General features: G+C 74.4%; 14 protein-coding genes. 5 read left to right on the forward strand and 9 right to left on the reverse strand.

The window, feature by feature from the left end; genetic code table 11:
* Positions 1–33 precede the first annotated feature (33 nt).
* Complete coding sequence (locus P9841_RS04285; RefSeq protein ID WP_283320853.1) at positions 34–1,083, forward strand: LLM class flavin-dependent oxidoreductase; 1,050 nt, start codon at positions 34–36, stop codon at positions 1,081–1,083.
* A 94-nt stretch (positions 1,084–1,177) separates the two neighbouring features.
* Positions 1,178–2,860 carry a glucose-6-phosphate isomerase gene (gene pgi / locus P9841_RS04290; RefSeq protein ID WP_283320854.1) on the forward strand — a complete coding sequence of 561 codons (1,683 nt, stop codon included), beginning with the start codon at positions 1,178–1,180 and terminating at the stop codon, positions 2,858–2,860.
* 83 nt (positions 2,861–2,943) lie between these two features.
* Here pgi and P9841_RS04295 read toward each other — a convergent pair whose 3' ends face one another.
* The 6 genes from P9841_RS04295 to P9841_RS04320 all read right to left on the reverse strand — a co-directional run bounded on the left by P9841_RS04295 (position 2,944) and on the right by P9841_RS04320 (position 11,611).
* Positions 2,944–4,002 carry a glycosyltransferase family 1 protein gene (locus P9841_RS04295; protein ID WP_283320855.1) on the reverse strand — a complete coding sequence of 353 codons (1,059 nt, stop codon included), beginning with the start codon at positions 4,000–4,002 and terminating at the stop codon, positions 2,944–2,946.
* Between the two features lie 6 nt (positions 4,003–4,008).
* Entirely contained in the window at positions 4,009–6,747 is a 2,739-nt protein-coding gene (locus tag P9841_RS04300) for a sodium-translocating pyrophosphatase (RefSeq protein WP_502848443.1), read from the reverse strand.
* 108 nt (positions 6,748–6,855) lie between these two features.
* On the reverse strand, positions 6,856–7,623 hold the full coding sequence (locus tag P9841_RS04305) for a 16S rRNA (uracil(1498)-N(3))-methyltransferase (RefSeq protein WP_283320856.1): 768 nt from the start codon (positions 7,621–7,623) through the stop codon (positions 6,856–6,858).
* Positions 7,624–7,626: 3 nt separating this feature from the next.
* Positions 7,627–8,754: a molecular chaperone DnaJ gene (gene dnaJ / locus P9841_RS04310; RefSeq protein WP_283320857.1), complete on the reverse strand. Its 1,128-nt coding sequence runs from the start codon at positions 8,752–8,754 to the stop codon at positions 7,627–7,629.
* Positions 8,755–8,836: 82 nt separating this feature from the next.
* A complete protein-coding gene (gene hrcA / locus P9841_RS04315) occupies positions 8,837–9,871 on the reverse strand; it encodes a heat-inducible transcriptional repressor HrcA (RefSeq protein WP_283320858.1) in 1,035 nt (344 codons plus the stop codon).
* Between the two features lie 132 nt (positions 9,872–10,003).
* Positions 10,004–11,611 (reverse strand): MFS transporter, encoded by a 1,608-nt coding sequence (locus P9841_RS04320; RefSeq protein ID WP_283320859.1) that lies wholly within the window; start codon positions 11,609–11,611, stop codon positions 10,004–10,006.
* 48 nt (positions 11,612–11,659) lie between these two features.
* On the opposite strand from P9841_RS04320, the gene P9841_RS04325 reads away from it, so the two are divergent.
* Positions 11,660–12,511, forward strand: coding sequence for a DUF3097 domain-containing protein (locus P9841_RS04325; protein ID WP_283320860.1), 852 nt, complete (start codon positions 11,660–11,662; stop codon positions 12,509–12,511).
* Between the two features lie 67 nt (positions 12,512–12,578).
* Here P9841_RS04325 and P9841_RS04330 read toward each other — a convergent pair whose 3' ends face one another.
* Positions 12,579–13,250 carry a hypothetical protein gene (locus tag P9841_RS04330; protein WP_283320861.1) on the reverse strand — a complete coding sequence of 224 codons (672 nt, stop codon included), beginning with the start codon at positions 13,248–13,250 and terminating at the stop codon, positions 12,579–12,581.
* Between the two features lie 567 nt (positions 13,251–13,817).
* Here P9841_RS04330 and P9841_RS04335 point away from each other — a divergent pair.
* Entirely contained in the window at positions 13,818–14,189 is a 372-nt protein-coding gene (locus tag P9841_RS04335) for a DUF4870 domain-containing protein (RefSeq protein ID WP_283320862.1), read from the forward strand.
* 6 nt (positions 14,190–14,195) lie between these two features.
* Here P9841_RS04335 and hemW read toward each other — a convergent pair whose 3' ends face one another.
* Both hemW and lepA read right to left on the reverse strand, forming a co-directional pair.
* Complete coding sequence (gene hemW / locus P9841_RS04340; RefSeq protein WP_283320863.1) at positions 14,196–15,440, reverse strand: radical SAM family heme chaperone HemW; 1,245 nt, start codon at positions 15,438–15,440, stop codon at positions 14,196–14,198.
* Positions 15,437–17,317, reverse strand: a complete 1,881-nt coding sequence (gene lepA, locus P9841_RS04345; protein WP_283320864.1) for a translation elongation factor 4 — start codon at positions 17,315–17,317, stop codon at positions 15,437–15,439. The genes hemW and lepA overlap by 4 nt, the downstream gene beginning before the upstream one ends.
* A gap of 43 nt (positions 17,318–17,360) precedes the next feature.
* On the opposite strand from lepA, the gene P9841_RS04350 reads away from it, so the two are divergent.
* A complete protein-coding gene (locus tag P9841_RS04350) occupies positions 17,361–18,170 on the forward strand; it encodes a maleylpyruvate isomerase N-terminal domain-containing protein (protein WP_283320865.1) in 810 nt (269 codons plus the stop codon).
* Positions 18,171–18,209 lie beyond the last annotated feature (39 nt).

The raw sequence follows: 18,209 nt of genomic DNA on the forward strand, positions 1-18,209 counted from the left end.
AATGCCCGCGGCGCCGCGAGCGCTCCACCTGCCATGGAGCTCGGTCTGTACACCTTCGGCGACATCCACCCCGACCCGGTCACCGGCGCGGTGACCTCCCCCGCCCAGCGGCTGCGCGACGTGCTGGAGCGCGTGCGGCTCGCCGAGCAGGTCGGGCTCGACCACGTCGGCGTCGGAGAGCACCACCGGCCCGACTACGCCATCTCCTCCCCCGCCACCGTCATCGCCGCCGCGCTCGCGCAGACGGAGCGGATCAGCGTCGGCAGCGCCGTGACGGTGCTGTCCACGGAGGACCCGGTGCGGGTGTACCAGCAGTTCGCGACGATGGACCTGCTGTCCGGCGGGCGGGTGGAGCTGCTGGCCGGCCGCGGGTCGTTCATCGAGTCGTACCCGCTGTTCGGTGCCTCGCTCGACGACTACGACGCGCTGTTCGAGGAGAAGATCCGCCTGCTGCTGCGCATCGACCGCGGCAACCCGGTGACGTGGTCCGGCCGGTTCCGCCCGCCGCTGCAGGGCGTCGACGTCCTGCCGCGCCCGCTCGACAAGCCGGGCCTCGGCGAGCACCTGCGCATCGCGATCGCGACCGGCGGCAACCCCGCGTCCTCCGAGCGCGCGGGTTTGCTCGGCCTGCCGGTGTCCTACGCGATCATCGGGGGCCGCCCCGCGGACTTCGCCGGGCTCGTGCAGCTCTACCGGCGCACCCACGAGGAGGCCGGCCACGACCCGGCCACGCGACGCGTCGAGGTCGCCGGGATGGGGTTCGTGGCCGACGACGGCCGCGCGGCGCGCGAGTTCTTCTTCCCGTACTGGCTCGACTCCATGCGGCGCATCGCGTCCGAGCGCGGCTTCGCGATCCCCAACCGCATCGCGTTCGAGTCGCAGGCCGCCAAGGGCGGGGCGTACTTCGTCGGGGCGCCCGAGGAGGTCGCGGAGCGGATCGTCGCCCTGCACGGCGCGCTCGGCCACGACCGGCAGATCTTCCAGATGGACCTGTCCGGCGTGCCGCAGCGGGAGAGCCTGCGGGCGATCGAGCTGCTCGGCACGCGCGTGGCGCCGCTGGTGCGCGAGGCGCTGGGCGGCTGAGTCGGCCGCCCGCGGGGCCGACGGTCCCGCTCGCCCGGGGTCGCCGCGCGGATACGGTGGTCCCCGTTGGATCTGCTTCCGAGAGGGACTCCCCGTGACTGCACCCGTCGACGCCACCACCACCGGCGCCTGGACCGCCCTGACCGCGCACCGCGACGCGCTGACCCCGGACCTGCGCGGCTGGTTCGCCGCCGACCCGGAGCGCGCGGACCGCCTGACCCGCCAGGTGGCGGACCTCACCGTCGACCTGTCGAAGAACCTCGTCACCGACGAGACGCTGTCCCTGCTGCTGGCGCTGGCCGACCAGGTCGACCTGAAGGCCCGCCTGGACGCGATGTTCGCCGGCGAGCACATCAACGTCACCGAGGACCGCGCGGTGCTGCACACGGCCCTGCGCCGCCCCGCGGACGCCGAGCCGCCGCTGGTCGTGGACGGCCAGGACGTCGACGCGGACGTGCAGGAGGTGCTCGCCAAGGTCGCCGCGTTCGCGGAGAAGGTCCGCTCCGGCGAGTGGACGGGCGTGACCGGCGAGCGGGTGGCGACCGTCGTCAACATCGGCATCGGCGGCTCGGACCTCGGCCCCGTCATGGCGTACGAGGCGCTCAAGCCGTACGTGCAGGAGGGCCTCGAGGTCCGGTTCGTGTCGAACATCGACCCGACGGACATCGCCGAGAAGACGAAGGACCTGGACCCGACGACGACGCTGTTCATCGTCGCGTCCAAGACGTTCGGCACCCTGGAGACGCTGACCAACGCGCGCCTGGCCCGTGACTGGCTGTGGCGCGGGCTGGTCGCCGCCGGCGCGATCGAGGACACCGAGGAGGCCCGCACCGGCGCGGTCGCCAAGCACTTCGTGGCGGTCTCGACGGCGCTCGACAAGGTCGCGGCGTTCGGCATCGACCCGCAGAACGCGTTCGGGTTCTGGGACTGGGTCGGCGGCCGCTACTCCGTCGACTCGGCCATCGGCACGTCGCTCGCCATCGCGATCGGCCCGGACGCGTTCGGCGAGCTCCTCGAGGGCTTCCACGCCGTCGACGAGCACGTCCGCACCACGCCGTTCGAGCAGAACGTGCCGGTCCTCATGGGCCTGCTCAACGTCTGGTACGTGAACTTCCTCGACGCGCACACGCACGCCGTCCTGCCGTACGCGCAGTACCTGCACCGGTTCCCGGCGTACCTGCAGCAGCTCACCATGGAGTCGAACGGCAAGTCCGTCCGCTGGGACGGCACGCCGGTCACGACGCAGACCGGCGAGGTGTTCTGGGGCGAGCCCGGCACCAACGGCCAGCACGCGTTCTACCAGCTCATCCACCAGGGCACCCGGCTGATCCCGGCGGACTTCATCGCGGTCGCGAACCCCGCGCACCCGCTGAAGGACGGCGACACCGACGTGCACGCGCTGTTCCTGGCGAACTACTTCGCGCAGACCAAGGCGCTGGCGTTCGGCAAGACGGCCGACGAGGTGCGCGCCGAGGGCACGCCGGAGGCGATCGTCCCGGCCCGCGTGTTCAGCGGCAACCGCCCGACCACGTCGATCCTGGCGCCGTCCCTCACGCCGTCGGTGCTCGGCCAGCTCATCGCGCTGTACGAGCACATCACGTTCGTGCAGGGCGTGGTGTGGGGCATCGACTCGTTCGACCAGTGGGGCGTCGAGCTCGGCAAGAAGCTCGCGCTGGAGATCGCCCCGGCGGTCGAGGGCGACGCGGATGCGCTCGGGGGCCAGGACCCGTCGACGCGCGCCCTCATCGCGCGCTACCTGGAGCTGCGGCAGGGCTGAGCCCCCGCGCACCGGGCACGACGTGCCGGAGGCCCGCACCCCGCTCGGGGTGCGGGCCTCCGCCGCGTCCGGGACGGGAGCGCTCAGCGGGCGGCCCCGAACCACTCCTCCACCCGCTCGGTCACCGCGCGGTCGAACGAGTCGTCGTCGTGGTGCGTCATCAGCCACTGCACGAACGACCCGCCGGCCACCGCGTCGAGCTCCTTGCGGCAGCGCGCGGTGTCGGTGACGGCGCGGTGCAGCAGGTCGACCGCCTCGTCCGGCGTCCGGTAGCAGAACGGGTACCCCTCGGGCAGCAGGGCCCGCGCCCAGGGCAGGTCGGGGAACACCCCGACGGCACCGGCCGCGAGCGCCTCCACGTACTCCAGCCCGTAGGACTCCTCGGTCGCGGTCGCCAGGAACGCCGTGGTGCGCGCGAGCGCCTCCCAGTACGAGTCGCGGCTGGCGGTCAGCGGGCCCACCCAGCACCAGTCCCGCTCCGACATCCGCATCGCGGTCTCGGAGACGAGGTGCGACTCGTGCAGGCGGGCCTCCACCCGGATCGGCGTGCGCTTGTGCACGCGGTCGACGACCTCGAGGAACAGCCGCGGCTGCTTGCGCTCGGAGACGTAGATCGCCGGGTACAGCACGACCGGGACCGGCGGTTCCCGCCGCGGCCGGATGTGGTCGACGCGGAACCCGAGGTTCACCCAGGCGATGCGCGCCCGCTCCCCCAGCGCCGGCACGGTGCTGCGGGCCACCAGCTCGCGGATCTCCGACGCGGTGCGGGCGGAGTTGGCGAACGTCGGGAACAGCGCGCACGACAGCGCCAGGGCCGCGCGCTCCACGTCGTGCGGGTAGCGGGTGGCGTCCCACCACACGAAGTTCATGATCTGCGGCCGCTCGCACCCCCCGGCGCGCAGCGTCTGCCACACCTGCACCGAGTCCAGCACGTCCATCGTCACGACCACGGTGCCGTCGCCGTCGAGGAACTCCAGCGGCAGCATGTCGAACCCCGCGCACCGCCGCGGCCCGGGGCCGACCAGCACCGACCCCGGGAACACCCGCAGCAGCCGCCGGACGAGCGTGGCCGCGGCGTCGTGCCCCGCGACCTGCCCGTCAGGCCCGACGAGGACCGCGTCGTGCTTGACGGCGACGCGCACGGCCGGTCACCGCCCCTCGGACTCGACCAGCTCGTCGGCGCCGGCCGGGACGTCGTCGGGCAGGACGTCGCGCTCGGTCGCCGCCTGGCGGGGCAGGCCGTCGCCGGCCGACCGGTCCGCGGTGGCGTCACGGTCGTCCACGCGGTCGCCCGTGCCCGCGTCGCCGCCGGCGGGCTCGGCCGGCTCGACGGGCTCCGCGTCCCCGACCGGCGCCGACCCGATGCGCATCCCGTAGAACGACCGGTACACGAAGTACGCCGAGACGACGAAGAACACCGCCGCCAGCACGTGCACCAGGGTGCCGCGCCCGTCGTCCGTGAGGCTCACCGCGAGCTCGACCGCCAGCAGGCCGAACAGCGTCGTGAACTTGATGACCGGGTTGAGCGCGACGGAGGAGGTGTCCTTGTACGGGTCGCCCACCGTGTCGCCGACGATCGTCGCGTCGTGCAGCGCGGTGCCCTTGGCGTGCAGGTCGACCTCGACGATCTTCTTCGCGTTGTCCCACGCGCCGCCGGCGTTCGCCATGAAGATCGCCTGGTAGAGGCCGAACACCGCGATCGACACCAGGTAGCCGATGAAGAAGAACGGCTCCACGAACGCGAACGACAGCGTGGCGAAGAAGATCGCGAGGAACATCGTCAGCATGCCCTTCTGGGCGTACTGGGTGCAGATCTCCACGACCCGCCGGGAGTCCTCCTCGGACGCCCGGGTGCTGCCGTCGAGCTTGATGTTGCCCTTGATGAACTCCACCGCGCGGTACGCGCCGGTCGTGACCGCCTGGATGGACGCGCCGGTGAACCAGAAGATCACGGCGCCGCCGGTGATGAGACCCAGCAGGAACGGCGGGTGCAGCAGCGACAGGTTCTCCAGGCCGGTGGTGAGGCCCTGCGTGAGCGCCACGATGATCGAGAAGATCATGGTGGTCGCGCCCACGACGGCGGTGCCGATGAGGACGGGCTTCGCCGTCGCCTTGAACGTGTTGCCGGCGCCGTCGTTCTCCTCGAGCATCCGCTTGGCGTTCTCCCACTGGGGCAGGAACCCGTGCTCGGTGTCGATCTGCTCGGCGGCGCCCGGCAGCTCCTCCACGAGCGACAGCTCGTAGACGCTCTGGGCGTTGTCCGTGACCGGGCCGTAGGAGTCGACCGCGATGGTCACCGGGCCCATGCCGAGGAACCCGAACGCGACGAGGCCGAACGCGAACACCGCCGGCGCGACCATGAGGTCGCCGAGGCCCTGCTCGCTGATGAGGAACGCGCCGCCCATGAGGCCGACCACCGTGATGCCGAGCCAGTAGGCCGAGAAGTTGCCGGCGACGAGGCCCGACAGGATGTTGAGCGACGGGCCGCCCTCGCGCGAGGACGTGACGACCTCGCGCACGTGGCGGCTGTTGGTCGAGGTGAACACCTTGACGAGCTCCGGGATGAGCGCGCCGGCCAGCGTGCCGCAGGAGATGATCGCCGCGACCTTCCACCACAGCCCGTCCCCGGCACCCTCGAGGTGCCCGAGCACCGCCCAGGTCGTCACGTAGGTGAAGACGATGGACACCAGCGAGGTCAGCCACACCAGCGACGTCAGCGGCTTCTCGAAGTCCATGCGGTCGGCCGTGGCGTAGCGGCGGCGGGTCCAGGCGTCGTTGGCCAGGTAGGACACGGCGGACGCGATGACCATGACCGCGCGGATGACGAACAGCCACACCAGCAGCGTCGCCTGCACCGCCGGGTCGTCGACGGCCAGCAGCACGAACGTCACCAGCGCCACGCCGGTCACGCCGTAGGTCTCGAACCCGTCCGCGCTCGGGCCGACGGAGTCGCCCGCGTTGTCACCCGTGCAGTCGGCGATGACGCCGGGGTTGCGGGCGTCGTCCTCCTTGATCTTGAAGACGATCTTCATGAGGTCGGAGCCGATGTCCGCGATCTTGGTGAAGATGCCGCCCGCGATGCGCAGCGCCGAGGCGCCCAGCGACTCGCCGACCGCGAACCCGATGAAGCACGCGCCCGCCACGTCCGCGGGCAGGAACAGCAGGATCACGAGCATCATGAACAGCTCGAGGCTGATGAGCACCATGCCGATCGACATGCCCGACTTCATCGGGATGCGGTGCACCGGCAGCGGCCGGCCCCGCAGCGACGCGAACGCCGTCCGGGAGTTGGCGAACGTGTTGACGCGGATGCCGAACCACGCCACCGCGTAGGACCCCGCCATGCCGAGCAGGCTGAAGGCGATGATCATCGCGACCCGGCCCCACTCGAAGCCGACGAGCGCCTTGTAGTACACGACGATCACCGCGGCGATGAACACCCACAGCAGCATGAGGAACCGGCCCTGCTGCGTGAGGTACGTCTTGCAGGTGGAGTAGATGAGCTCGGAGATCTCCCGCATCGCCGCGTGCACCGGCAGGCGCCGGAGCTGCACGTACGACGCGACGCCGAAGGCCAGCCCCAGCACGCACACCACCAGGCCGAGGCCCAGCAGCAGGCGCCCGGAGACGCCGCCGAGCACGGTCACGGCGCCGAGGTCGGGCAGCACGAGGCTCGCCTCGCCGCCGTGCACGGCGCCCGCGCCGGCGCCCGATCCGGCGCCGCCGCCGGCACCCGCGCCGGCCTCGCCGCACCCGGCGAGCAGGAGGGTCAGCGCGCCGGCGGCCCCGCCCAGCACGGGCAGGCGCCGGGAGCGCCGGGAGGTGCGGCGAGGTGCTGCTGCCCCCGCCGCGAGGTCGTCGTTGCCGGTCCGTACGTCAGTGTTCACGGTCGGTTCCCTGGTGAGAGCGCCTTCGCTGCCACCTTCGACGCTAGGACCGTGACGCAGGTCACGGATGAGACGTACGGCCCAGGACCGACGTCCCGGGCGGGCGCCTCAGCCCCAGCGGCCGAGCCGCTGCGCGAGCAGCCCGAGGGCCACAGGACCGGCCGTCGACGTGCGCAGCACGTGCGGCCCGAGCCGGACGGTGACGGCCCCGGCGCCGACCAGCGCCGTGACCTCCCGCTCCGAGATGCCGCCCTCCGGGCCGACGACGACCAGGACGTCCGTCCCGGTGCCGGCGGCGGGCAGCCCGGCCTCGGCCAGCGGCACCGTCGCCTCCTCGTGCAGCATCAGCGCGGCCCCGCCCGCGGCCACCACGTCGCCGACCCGCCGCGCCAGCGCCGGGGAGTCCAGCGCGAGCTCCACCTCGGGCACGTGCGCCCGGCGGGCCTGCTTCGCCGCGGTGCGGACGGTGCCGAGCCAGCGCGCCCGGCTCTTCGCCGCCCGGTCCCCGCGCCACACGACGACCGACCGCTCGGCCTGCCACGGCACGACGCCGTCGGCGCCGACCTCCGTGGCCGCCTCGATCGCCAGCTCGTCCCGGTCGCCCTTCGCGAGGGCCTGCACCAGGACGAGCCGCGGCGCGGGCACCGCCTCCACGACGACCTCCTGGACGCGCAGGTGCACGCCCTCGGGGCCCACGTGCTCGACCTCGCCGACCAGCCGCACGCCGGCCGTGTCGACGACGTCGACGCGCTCCCCCGGCGCACGCCGCTGCACGACGCCCGCGTGCCGCCCCTCGGTGCCGTCGAGCAGGTACAGGTCGCCGGGGGCGAGCGCGGCGAGGCCGCCCGGCTCGGCCAGGAAGACGGGTGCCGTCACGCGTCAGCGTCCGGCGAGCTTGTCGCGCAGCTTCGCGAACACCCCCGGCGCCGACGCGCTCAGCCGCGCCTCCGGGCGCTCCTCGCCGCGCAGCGCCGCGAGCCGGCGCAGCAGCTCCGCCTGCTCGTCGTCCATCGCGGTCGGCACCTGGACGTCCACGTGCACGTGCAGGTCGCCGCGGCCGCCGGCGTGCAGGTGGCCGACCCCGAGCCCGCGCAGCGTGACCACCTGGGCGGGCTGCGTACCGGGACGCAGGTCCACCTCCTGGGGGCCGTCCAGCGTCTCCAGCGTGAGCACCGTGCCGAGCGCCGCCGCCGTCATCGGGACCTGCAGCGTGCAGTGCAGGTCGTCGCCCTCCCGGACGAACGTCTCGTGGCGGCGCTCCCGGATCTCCAGGTACACGTCGCCGGCCGGGCCGCCCGCCGGGCCGACCTCGCCCTGCGCCGTGAGCTTGATGCGCGTGCCGGTGTCGACACCCGCGGGGACGTCGACCTCCAGGACCCGGCGCGACCGGACGCGCCCCTCGCCGGCGCACTCGGTGCAGGGCTCGGGGATGACGGTGCCGAACCCGTGGCAGGCCGCGCACGGCTGCGACGTCATGACCTGGCCGAGGAACGAGCGCGCGACGCGCTGGACGCTGCCGCGCCCGCCGCACACGTCGCAGGTGCGCGGGGACGTGCCGGGACGGCAGCAGGTGCCGCCGCAGGTGGGGCAGACCACCGCCGTGTCGACCGGCACCTCGCGGTGCGTGCCGAACGTGGCCTCCGCGAGGTCGATGTCGAGCCGCACGAGCGCGTCCTGCCCGCGGCGCGCCCGCGGGATCGGGCCGCGCTGCGCACCGCCCCCCGCCGCGGCACCGAAGAACGTCTCGAAGATGTCCTGGAAGCCGAAGCCCCCGCCCATGCCGCCGCCCGGGGACGACGGGTCGGCGCCCATGTCGTACATGCGGCGCTTCTCCGGGTTGGAGAGCACGTCGTACGCCCGGGAGACGTCCTTGAACCGCTCCTCCGACGCGGCGTCGGCGCCGGCCACGTCCGGGTGCAGCTCGCGCGCCAGCCGGCGGTAGGCCTTCTTGATCTGCTCGGGCGTGGCGTCGCGGTCCACGCCGAGCACCTCGTAGTAGTCGCTCACTCGTCACTTCCTGTCGGTCGCGCGCGTCGACGCGGGTCGGGGGCGCCGCGGGGGCGGGCGCGGGGCGTGCGGTCGGGGCCGGTCACCCGGCGAGGATCCGGGACAGGTAGCGGGCGACGGCACGCACCGTCGCGATGGTCCCGGGGTAGTCCATGCGGAGCGGGCCGACCGATCCGATGCGGGCGACAGCGGCACCGCCGCCGTCACCGGGCCCGCCGTAGCCGGTGGTGACGAACGAGGTCTCCACCAGGCCCTCGTGCTGCGTCTCCCGGCCGATGCGGACGGCCACGGCGGCCTCGTCCTCGGCCATCTCGGTCAGCAGCCGCAGCAGCACGACCTGCTCCTCCAGCGCCTCCAGCACGGGGCTGATGGTGCGGGCGAAGTCCTGGCCGCCGCCCCGCACGAGGTTCGCGGTGCCGGCCAGCACCACGCGCTCCTCGCTCTCGCGGGCCAGCGTGTCCTCCACGACGGCGACGACGGCGCGCACCAGCGGGGCCGCGACGGGCTCGAACTCGTCGGACAGCCCGGACAGCACGGCGTCCAGCTCGGCGAGGCGCCGGCCGGCTGCCGCCACGTTGAGCCGGACCCGCAGCCGGGCCACGACGGCCTCGTCCAGCGGGTCCGCCAGCTCCAGCGTGCGCTGCTCCACGCGGCCGTGGTCGGTGATGATGACGACGAGCAGGTGCCGGTCGCCGACCGGGACGAGCTCGACGTGCCGCAGGGCAGTGCGCCGCAGCGACGGGTACTGCACGACGGCCACCTGGTGGGTGAGCTGGGCGAGCAGCCGGACGGCGCGGTCGACCACGTCGTCCAGGTCGGCCGCGTCCTCCATGAAGGTCTCGATGGCCCGCCGCTCCGGGGCGGACAGCGGCTTGACGGTCGCGAGCCGGTCGACGAACAGCCGGTAGCCCTTGTCGGTCGGCACCCGGCCGGCGGAGGTGTGCGGCTGCACGATGTAGCCGGACTCCTCGAGCGCGGCCATGTCGTTGCGGATGGTGGCCGGCGAGACGCCGAGCGCATGCCGCTCGACGAGCGCGCGCGAGCCGACGGGCTCGCGGGTGGCGACGTAGTCCTCCACGATCGCGCGCAGCACGTCCAGCCTGCGGTCCTCGCTCATCGCCACCTCCCGATGCCTGTCCGGCCGCCCGTCACGCCGGGTCCGCCTCGCCCCACGTCCGGCCACCGCGCCGTCCGGCGGCCGCCGGCGACGCGCGGCCGGGATGGCACTCACCCGACGCGAGTGCCAATTCTACTCGGCCGCACGGGCAGGTGCCCTGCCGCCCGCGACCACGGCCCCGGGCCCCGACGTCCCGCCGGTCGCGGCCGGGTCGCGGCGCCGCGCGACCAGGTCCACCACGCCGACCACGAGGGCCACCGCGACGAGCGCCACCGTGACGAGCAGCGCCCGGCCGGCGGCCACGCCGCCCTCGACGCCCGCGGCCAGCGCCGTGTAGTAGGTCGACAGCGCGACGGCCACGCCGAGCGCGGAGCCCACCCGCTGCCCGACCTGCAGCATGCTGCCCGCGACGCCCGCCCGGTCCAGCGGGACGCGCGCGAGCGTGAGCGTCTGGTTCGGGGAGATGACCAGGCCGCTGCCGGCGCCCGCGACCATCTGCGTCCCGGCGACCACGAGCCCGACCGCCGGCGGGTCCACCAGGCGGATCGCCAGGTCGGTGCCGACGAGGCCCGTGAGCACGAGCACCAGCCCCACGACCACCAGCGCCCGCCCCCGCGTCGCGACCAGGCGGCCCGACTGCTGCGCCGCGACGGCCGACGCGATCGCGAACGGCATGCCCACCAGCCCGGCCTGCAGCGGCGTGAACCCCGCGATCTGCTGGAGGTACAGCGTGGTGACGAGGAACACGGCCGTGAACCCGGCGAAGTACGCCATGCCGAGCAGCGCGCCGTTGCGGAACGACGGCTCCCCCAGCACCCGCGGGTCGAGGACGGCCGCGCCGGTCCGCCGCTGGTACCCGCGCTCCCACGCGACCGTGGCCACGGCCAGCACCGCCGCCACCGCGAGCCACCACCAGCGCGCCGGGTCGTCGCCGCCCTCGCCCGTGGTGATGACGAACGGCACCATCACGGCCGTCGTGGTCACCGCGACCAGCGCCAGGCCCGGCACGTCCAGGCGCGGGCGGCCCGAGCGCGCGGACGCGGCCGACGGCCCGGGGCGGCCGCGCGGCAGGAACCGCACGGCCAGCGGCAGCACCACCGCGATCACGGGGACGTTCACGAAGAACACCCACCGCCAGCCGTGCTCGGCCCCGAACGCCTGGATGATCAGCCCGCCCAGCAGCGGGCCGAGGGCCGTCGACACCCCGATCGTCGCGCCGAAGTACCCGAACGCCCGGCCGCGCTCGTACCCCGAGAACAGCTGCTGGATCGTGCCGACCACCTGCGGGTTCAGCAGGCCCGCGCTCGCGCCCTGCAGCAGGCGCATCGCCGCGAGCACCTCGTCCGACGGCGCCAGACCCGCCCCGAGGCTGGTCAGCGCGAAGCCGGTGAGCCCCACGAGGAACAGCGTGCGCCGGCCCCGGGCGTCCCCGAGCCGGCCCGCCGGCACCAGCACCAGCCCGAACGCCAGGGTGTACCCGGCGACGATGAGCTGGAGCTGGCTCGCGCCCGCGTCGAGGCTGCGCTCGATGGACGGCAGCGCGACGTTGACGATCGAGACGTCGAGCATCGTGATGAAGCCGATCGCCAGGCAGACGCCGAGCGCCCGCCAGCGGTGCGGGTCGGGCTCCTGCCGTGCCGGCGCGCGCGGGCCGGGCTCCGGGGCCTCCGGCGACCGGGCGGTGGGCGGCTGCGGGGCCGGGCGCTGCGGGTCCGGAGGCGGGTGCGGGGTGGACGTCACCGTCGTGTCGTACCACGGGCCCGCGCGGTCGGCACCTAGGCTGCCGCGGTGACCGACCGCTACGGACCCGACGTGCTGGCCGCCGGGTCGGCCCGCGCGCACCGCCGCCCGACCTCCGTCCCCACCCCCGCCGAGCGCGGCCTGGTCGTCGAGGAGGTCACCACCGGCTGGGTCGGGGCGGTCGTCCGGGTCGAGAAGTCCGGCGGGGAGCACGTCGTCGTCCTGGAGGACCGCCGGGGCCGCACCCGCACGTTCCGGCTCGGCCCCGGGTTCTGGGTCGACGGGCGCCCCGTCGAGCTCGTCGCGCCGCGCGCCGCCGCGCCCACCGGTCCGCGCCGCACCGCCTCCGGCTCGATCGCCGCCCCCGACCAGCGCGCCCGCGTCGCCGTGGGCAGCCGCATCTGGGTGGAGGGGAAGCACGACGCGGAGCTGGTGGAGAAGGTCTGGGGTGACGACCTGCGCGCCGAGGGCGTCGTCGTGGAGCTGCTCGACGGCGTGGACCACCTGGTCGACGCGCTGCGGGAGTTCCGGCCCGAGCCGTCCCGCCGCGTCGGCGTCCTGGTCGACCACCTGGTGCCGGGGTCCAAGGAGCAGCGGATCGCCGACGAGGCCCTGCGGGTCGCGCCGCGCGGCACCGTCCTGGTGCTCGGCCACCCGTACGTCGACGTGTGGCAGGCCGTGCGCCCCGAGCGGGTCGGCCTGCGCGCGTGGCCGACCATCGAGCGCGGCACCGAGTGGAAGCGCGGCATCCTGCGCGAGCTGGGCTGGCCGGCGGACGAGCAGGCCGACGTGGCGCGCGCCTGGCAGCGCATCCTGCGCGGCGTCCGGAGCTACGCGGACCTCGAGCCGTCGCTGCTGGGGCGGGTCGAGGAGCTGATCGACTTCGTGACCGCCCCCTGAACGCCCGACCGGCGCCGCCCCCGGGTGGGGACGGCGCCGGTCGGTGCGGAGCCGCGTGCGGCCGGGGTCAGGGGGCGACGGGGTCGCCCTGCGCCCGGCGGTACACGTACGTCGTCGCCAGCAGCCCGAACGGGAACGACACCAGCTGGCCGACGTAGCACAGGAAGCTGCCGACCGCGTTGGCCGCGAGCACGCCCAGGTACAGCAGCACGACGGTGCCGAGGTTGCGGTTCACCAGCGTGAAGCTGGCCTTGAGGGCGTCCACCGGCGCCATGCCCTTGTCGAGCACGAAGAACAGCGTGAACTGCGCGAAGAACGCGAACACGATGCCCGGCAGGACGAACAGCAGGGTGCCGATCGCCGTGCCCACGCCGACGAGCAGGACCGCGACGACGACCTTGCCCAGGTCGTCGAACCGGAAGAACGTGCCGAACTCGATGCGGCGGCCGTTCGCGACCTCCAGCGACGCGCGGATCACGCCCGCCTGGAGGAACGCCGACAGCAGCACGACGACCGCCAGGACCAGGAGCCAGCCGAAGCCGAGCCCCACGGCGCCGCCCGTGCGCAGCTCGCCCGTGACCGGGTCGATCGACGCCGCGGTGCCCGCCCCGAGGATCGCGAACAGCACCGCCGCGACGATGCCGATGACGACGACGTACACGAGGACGCCGAGCACGAACGGGCCCCAGTTCTGCGTGAACTTGGTCCAGCCCCAGTTGAACGAGTCGCCGACCGTCACGCCGGCGCCGGGCTGGCCGTAGGCGGGCTGGCCGTAGCCGGGCTGCTGGCCGTAGGGGTCCTGGCCGGGCTGGCCGTAGCCGGCGGCCGGCGGCGGCGGGTAGCCCCCGGGAGGCGGCGGGTAGCCGCCGGCGGGGGCGCCGTACCCCCCGGCGGGCGGGTAGCCGGGCGCACCGGCGGGCGGCGGCGGGTACGCGCCGGGGCGCCGGCGGCCGTCGGGGGCGCGGTCGGCGGGACCGGCGGCGCGGCAGGCGGGGTGGGCCCGCCCGGCGCACCGGCGGGCGGTGCCGACGGCGGCTCCGCGACAGGCGGCTCCGGTGTGCTCGGCGGGGTCGGGGCGTCAGGCGTCGACGGCTCGTCGTCGCGCGGCGGGTTCGTGCCGGGGTTCTCGGTCATCGGAGTCCTCCTGGTCCGGACGTCGCTCGTCCGTCGCGACAGCGAACCGAAGCCGCAGGTCGCGTGTCAAGGAACGCGGCCGGACGGGTGCGAATCGGACAGCTCGGACACGGCGCCACCTCCGGCGGGTAGCCTCGCCACGACCCGTCGCCGACCTCCCGGGAGCGCCACCGTGTCGTACCCCCCGCCGTACCCGCCCGCCGGACCGCAGCCGCTGCGTCCCGACGAGGAGCGCACCTGGGCGATCGTCGCGCACCTGGGCGGGCTGGTGGCCTGGTTCCTCGCGCCGCTCGTGATCTGGCTGGTGTTCCGCGGCCGCGGCCCGTACCTGGAGAACCAGGCCAAGGAGTCGCTGAACTTCCAGCTCACCCTGCTCGTCGCCTACGTCGCCGCGGGCGTGATCGCGCTCGTCACGCTCGGCTTCGGGACGCCGCTGCTGCTGCTGGTGGCGGTCGGGCAGCTCGTCCTGCAGATCCTGGCGGCCGTCGCCGCGAGCCGGTACGAGTGGTACCGCTACCCGGTGAACATCCGGTTCGTGAGCTGAGCCGGCTCAGTCGGTCAGCGTCCGCACCACGGCGTCCGCGAGCAGCCGCCCCCTGCGGGTGAGCACGACGCGGGCGCCGGGTCGGTCGCCCCGGCCCAGCGCCGCGCGCCCGTCGACGAGGCCGTCGGCCACGAGGGTCCCGACCGCCGCGCGGGCGCGGGCCGACAGCGCGTCGAGGGGCAGCCCCTCGCCGAGCCGGACGCCGAGCATCACCCGCTCCAGGCGCGCCGACGCGTCCTCGACCACCTCGCGCCCGGCCGCCGGGCTGAGGCCCGCCGCGAGCCGCGCGTCGTAGGCCCGCGGGTGCTTGACGTTCCACCACCGGACGCCGCCGACGTGGCTGTGGGCGCCGGGGCCGACGCCCCACCAGTCGTCGTTGCGCCAGTACGCCAGGTTGTGCCGGCACGCGTCGTCCGGCGTGCGCGCCCAGTTGCTGACCTCGTACCACCGCAGACCCGCCCCGGTGAGCAGGTCGTCCGCGAGCTCGTACTTGGCGGCCTGGTCGTCCTCGTCGGGCAGGGACAGCTCCCCGCGGCGCACCTGCACGGCCATCCGGGTGCCCTGCTCGACGACCAGCGCGTACGCGGAGACGTGGTCGACACCCGTCGCGAGCGCCGCCTCGACGGACGCGCGCCAGTCGTCGAGGGACTCGCCCGGCGTGCCGTAGATGAGGTCGAGCGACACCGCCAGCCCCGCGTCGCGCGCCCACCGCACGACGTCCGGGATCCGTCTCGGGTCGTGCGTGCGGTCCAGCGTGGCGAGCACGTGCGGCACGGCCGACTGCATGCCGAACGACACCCGCGTGAAGCCCCCGCGCGCCAGGGCCGCCAGCGACTCCGGCGTCACGGAGTCGGGGTTGGCCTCCGTCGTGACCTCGGCACCGGGCGCGAGGCCCCACGCGTCGCGCACCCCGTCGAGCATGCGCACCAGGTCGCCCGGCGGCAGGACCGTCGGGGTGCCGCCGCCGACGAAGACCGTCGACACGGGGCGCTCGGGCAGGCCCGCGTCGCGCAGCACCCGGGCTCCGAGCGCGACCTCCGCCAGCGCGGTGTCGGCGTACGCCACCTGGCTCGCCCCGCCGCCCAGCTCGGTCGCGGTGTACGTGTTGAAGTCGCAGTAGCCGCACCGCACCGTGCAGAACGGCACGTGCAGGTACACCCCGAACGCCCGCCCGGCCGCCCCGTCGGCCACCGAGGCCGGCAGCGCGCCGTCGTCCGGGGCGGCGTCGCCGTCCGGGAGCGCCGGGCTCACTTCTTCTTCGCGTCCTTGGCGTCCTTGCCGCCGCCCGCGTCGGACGACAGCGCGGCGATGAAGGCCTCCTGCGGCACGTCGACCCGGCCGATCGTCTTCATGCGCTTCTTGCCCTCCTTCTGCTTCTCCAGCAGCTTCCGCTTGCGGGTGATGTCACCGCCGTAGCACTTCGCGAGGACGTCCTTGCGGATGGCGCGGATGGTCTCGCGGGCGATCACGCGCGAGCCGACGGCCGCCTGGATCGGCACCTCGAACTGCTGGCGCGGGATGAGGTCCTTGAGCTTCGACGCCATCATCACGCCGTACGCGTACGCCTTGTCCTTGTGGACGATCGCGCTGAACGCGTCCACCTGCTCGCCCTGCAGCAGGATGTCGACCTTGACGAGGTCCGCGACCTGGTCGCCCAGCGGCTCGTAGTCGAGGCTCGCGTACCCGCGCGTGCGCGACTTCAGCTGGTCGAAGAAGTCGAACACGATCTCCGCGAGGGGCAGGGTGTACCGCATCTCCACGCGGTCCTCGGACAGGTAGTCCATGCCCTGCAGGTCGCCGCGCTTGCCCTGGCAGAGCTCCATGATCGCGCCGATGAACTCGCTCGGCGCGAGGATCGTCGACTTCACGACCGGCTCGCGGACCTCGCGGATCTTGCCGCCCGGGAACTCGCTCGGGTTCGTGACGGTGACGACGGTGCGGTCCTCCATCGTCACCTCGTACACCACGTTGGGCGCCGTCGAGATGAGGTCGAGACCGAACTCGCGCTCCAGCCGCTCCCGGATGATCTCGAGGTGCAGCAGGCCGAGGAACCCGACCCGGAACCCGAACCCGAGGGCGACCGAGGTCTCCGGCTCGTAGTTCAGGGCGGCGTCGTTGAGCTTGAGCTTGTCGAGCGCGTCGCGCAGGGCCGGGTAGTCCGAGCCGTCGATCGGGTACAGGCCCGAGAACACCATCGGCTTCGGGTCGGAGTACCCGCCGATCGGGACCGTGGCCGGCTTGCCCGCGTTGGTGACGGTGTCGCCCACCTTCGACTGGCGGACGTCCTTCACGCCGGTGATGAGGTAGCCGACCTCGCCGACGCCCAGGCCCTGCGTCGGGACGGGCTCCGGGGAGATCACGCCGATCTCGAGCAGCTCGTGCGTGGCCTTGGTCGACATCATCGCGATGCGCTCGCGCGGGTTGAGGTTGCCGTCCTTCACCCGCACGTACGTCACGACGCCGCGGTAGGTGTCGTACACCGAGTCGAAGATCATCGCCCGCGCCGGGGCACCGGGGTCGCCCGTCGGGGCCGGGACCAGCTCGACGATCCGGTCCAGCAGCGCCTCGACGCCCTCGCCCGTCTTGCCTGACACCCGGAGGCAGTCCGCCGGGTCGCCGCCGATGAGCCCCGCGAGCTCCTCGGCGTACTTCTCCGGCTGCGCGGCCGGCAGGTCGATCTTGTTCAGCACCGGGATGATCTGGAGGTCGTTCTCCATCGCCAGGTACAGGTTCGCGAGCGTCTGCGCCTCGATGCCCTGCGCGGCGTCCACCAGCAGCACCGCGCCCTCGCACGCCGCGAGCGACCGGGACACCTCGTAGGTGAAGTCCACGTGGCCCGGCGTGTCGATCATGTTGAGCGCGTACGGGGTGTCACCGAGCTGCCACGGCATCCGCACGGCCTGCGACTTGATGGTGATGCCGCGCTCGCGCTCGATGTCCATGCGGTCGAGGTACTGGGCCCGCATCGCGCGCGCCTCGACGACGCCCGTGAGCTGCAGCATGCGGTCGGCGAGCGTCGACTTGCCGTGGTCGATGTGCGCGATGATGCAGAAGTTGCGCAGCAGCTCGGGCGGGGTCGCCGCGGGGGTGATGCGCCGGGACAGCTCGGCGCTCGGGATCGGGGACACGTGCTCCCTCGGTTTCGCAGGGTCGGACTGCCACCATGGTCCCATGCCGACGAGCGAGACCCGAGCCGGGGCGCCCGCGCCCCGCGCCACGCCCCTGCTGGACGCCCTCGCCGCCGCGCAGGACGCGTTCGCCCGGCTGCTCGCCGACGCCGACCCGGGCGCACCCGTGCCCGCCTGCGCCCCGTGGACCGTGACCGAGCTCGGCCTGCACCTGGCCGGCGTGCACCGCTGGGCGGCGGGGATGGCGCGCGGGGTCGACGACGAGGGCGACGAGCCCGCCGGGGCGGCGCGCGAGCCGGCGGCCGTGCGGGCGTCCTACCGGGAGCAGGCCGCCGCGCTGCTGGACACCCTGCGCACGCTGCCGGCCGACGCGCCGGCGCTCACGCTCGACGGCCCGGGCGTCGCGGCGTTCTGGCACCGGCGCCAGCTCCACGAGACGCTCGTGCACCTCCACGACCTCGCGGGCGCCGCGGGGGTGCCGCACCCGCTCGACGACCCCGCGCTGTGGGCGGACACGGTGGACGAGGTGGTGACGGTCATGACGCCGCGGCAGGTGCGGCTCGGGCGGATGCCGGCGCTCGACGCGCCCGTGGCGCTCGTGGCGGTGGACGCGGGGCGGTCGTGGGTGCTCGGCGGGGCTGCGGGTGCGGCGGGTGCTGTGGGCGCTGCGGGCGCTGCGGGCGCGGCCGACGCGGCCGACGCGCCGTCGCCCGCGCCCGTGACGCTCGCGGGGCCGGCCCGCGTGCTGGCGCTGCTCCTGTGGGGCCGCACCACGGCGGACGACCCGGCGCTGACGGTCGGGGGCGACCGCGCGGCGCTCGACGAGGCGCTCGCGCGGCCCCTGACGCCCTGACGGCGCGGACGCCCGGGCCGGGCGCGGCCGGCGCGCGGC

The organism is Cellulomonas sp. ES6 (genome assembly GCF_030053835.1).
Lineage (GTDB): Bacteria > Actinomycetota > Actinomycetes > Actinomycetales > Cellulomonadaceae > Cellulomonas.

Coding starts and splice junctions, on each gene's coding strand:
- P9841_RS04285 (WP_283320853.1), top strand. CDS start 34: ATGGAGCTCGGTCTGTACACCTTCGGCGACATCCACCCCGACCCGGTC.
- hrcA (WP_283320858.1), bottom strand. CDS start 9,871: ATGAGCGAGGACCGCAGGCTGGACGTGCTGCGCGCGATCGTGGAGGAC.
- P9841_RS04350 (WP_283320865.1), top strand. CDS start 17,361: ATGCCGACGAGCGAGACCCGAGCCGGGGCGCCCGCGCCCCGCGCCACG.